Origin of the sequence: Mesorhizobium sp. M4A.F.Ca.ET.020.02.1.1 (assembly GCF_004022645.1) — a bacterium.
Taxonomy (GTDB): domain Bacteria; phylum Pseudomonadota; class Alphaproteobacteria; order Rhizobiales; family Rhizobiaceae; genus Mesorhizobium.
Map to the genome: position 1 here is coordinate 1 of NZ_RZOI01001134.1, position 1,169 is coordinate 1,169.

1 protein-coding gene and 1 pseudogene are annotated in these 1,169 nt (G+C 68.2%); both read left to right on the forward strand.

Annotated features, from left to right (window positions below):
* Window positions 1–75: 75 nt before the first annotated feature.
* Window positions 76–864, forward strand: coding sequence for a taurine ABC transporter ATP-binding protein (locus tag EN742_RS35445; RefSeq protein ID WP_126056354.1), 789 nt, complete (start codon window positions 76–78; stop codon window positions 862–864).
* Window positions 861–1,169: pseudogene (locus EN742_RS35450) on the forward strand (taurine ABC transporter permease); the annotation flags it as partial. The gene EN742_RS35445 and the pseudogene EN742_RS35450, both read left to right, overlap by 4 nt.

Genomic DNA, 1,169 nt, shown 5'->3' on the forward strand with positions numbered 1-1,169 from the left:
GTCCCGGACCGCTTACGAGGAGCAGGTTCGGGACAGGCGCCCCTCGTTCGATCCAGCAGAAGAGTGTTGAGTCCAATGCCGCATCTGACGCTCGATAACGTCACCGTGCATTATGACGGCCAGCCGGCCCCCGCGGTCGAGCGTGTCTCGATCGACATCGGCAAAAGCGAATCCGGCAGGGGCGACTTCGTCGTGCTGGTCGGCCGCTCAGGCTGCGGCAAGACCTCGCTGCTCAACGTCGCCGCCGGACTGGTGGAGCCGGCGCGTGGCCGGGCCACGATCGCCGGCCAGCCGATCACCGCGCCCGGGCCAGACCGCGCCGTGGTGTTCCAGAATGATGCGCTGTTTCCTTGGCTGACCGCGCGCGAAAACGTCGCCTTCGCGCTCAAGCTGCGCGGCGTGAGCGCCGAGAAGCGGGCGCGGCACGCCGACGAATTGCTCAAGCTCGTCAAGCTCGACAGTGCCGGCGACAAGCGAATTTGGGAACTTTCCGGCGGCATGCGCCAGCGCGTCGGCTTGGCGCGCGCGCTTGCTGCCGAGCCGGAATTTCTTCTCCTCGATGAGCCGCTCGGCGCGCTCGACGCGCTGACGCGCGAGCGCATGCAGACGACGCTGCTCGATCTGTGGGCGGCTGCCGAAGTCGGCGTGCTGATGGTCACACACGGCATCGAGGAAGCGCTGGTGCTTGCCACCCGTATCGTCGTGCTGGCGCCGGGACCCGGCCATGTCGTGCGCAGCTTCGAGACCGAATTCGGCCGGCGTTATGCCGGCGGCGAGCCGATCCGCGCGATCAAGGCGGATCCGGCTTTCGCCGCAGCCCGCGCCGAGTTGACTGACACGATTTTCGAAGGAGAGCCGGCATGAGCGTTGGCAGCTACACGGAGCGGCCGGCAGCAAGGGCCGGCGAGAATGACGCCCTGTCGGTGCCATGGTCGCGGCCGCGGCGGAACCGCAGGGGCGTTTCAGCGCGCCTGATCAGCGCGATCACCCTTCTTGCGCTGTTGGCGGCATGGGCTGCATCGGCCGAGCTGCAGCTGGTGTCACCGGTCTTCCTCCCGTCGCCCGCCGCCGTCTGGGCAAAGTTCGTCACAGTCGCCCGCGAGGGTTTCGTCGATGCGACGCTGCTCCAGCATGTCGCCGCCAGCCTCTGGCGCGTGTTCGCGGCGCTG

What these genes read in the sequence shown, in the direction of transcription:
- EN742_RS35445 (WP_126056354.1), top strand. Translation starts at nt 76, where the DNA reads ATGCCGCATCTGACGCTCGATAACGTCACCGTGCATTATGACGGCCAG.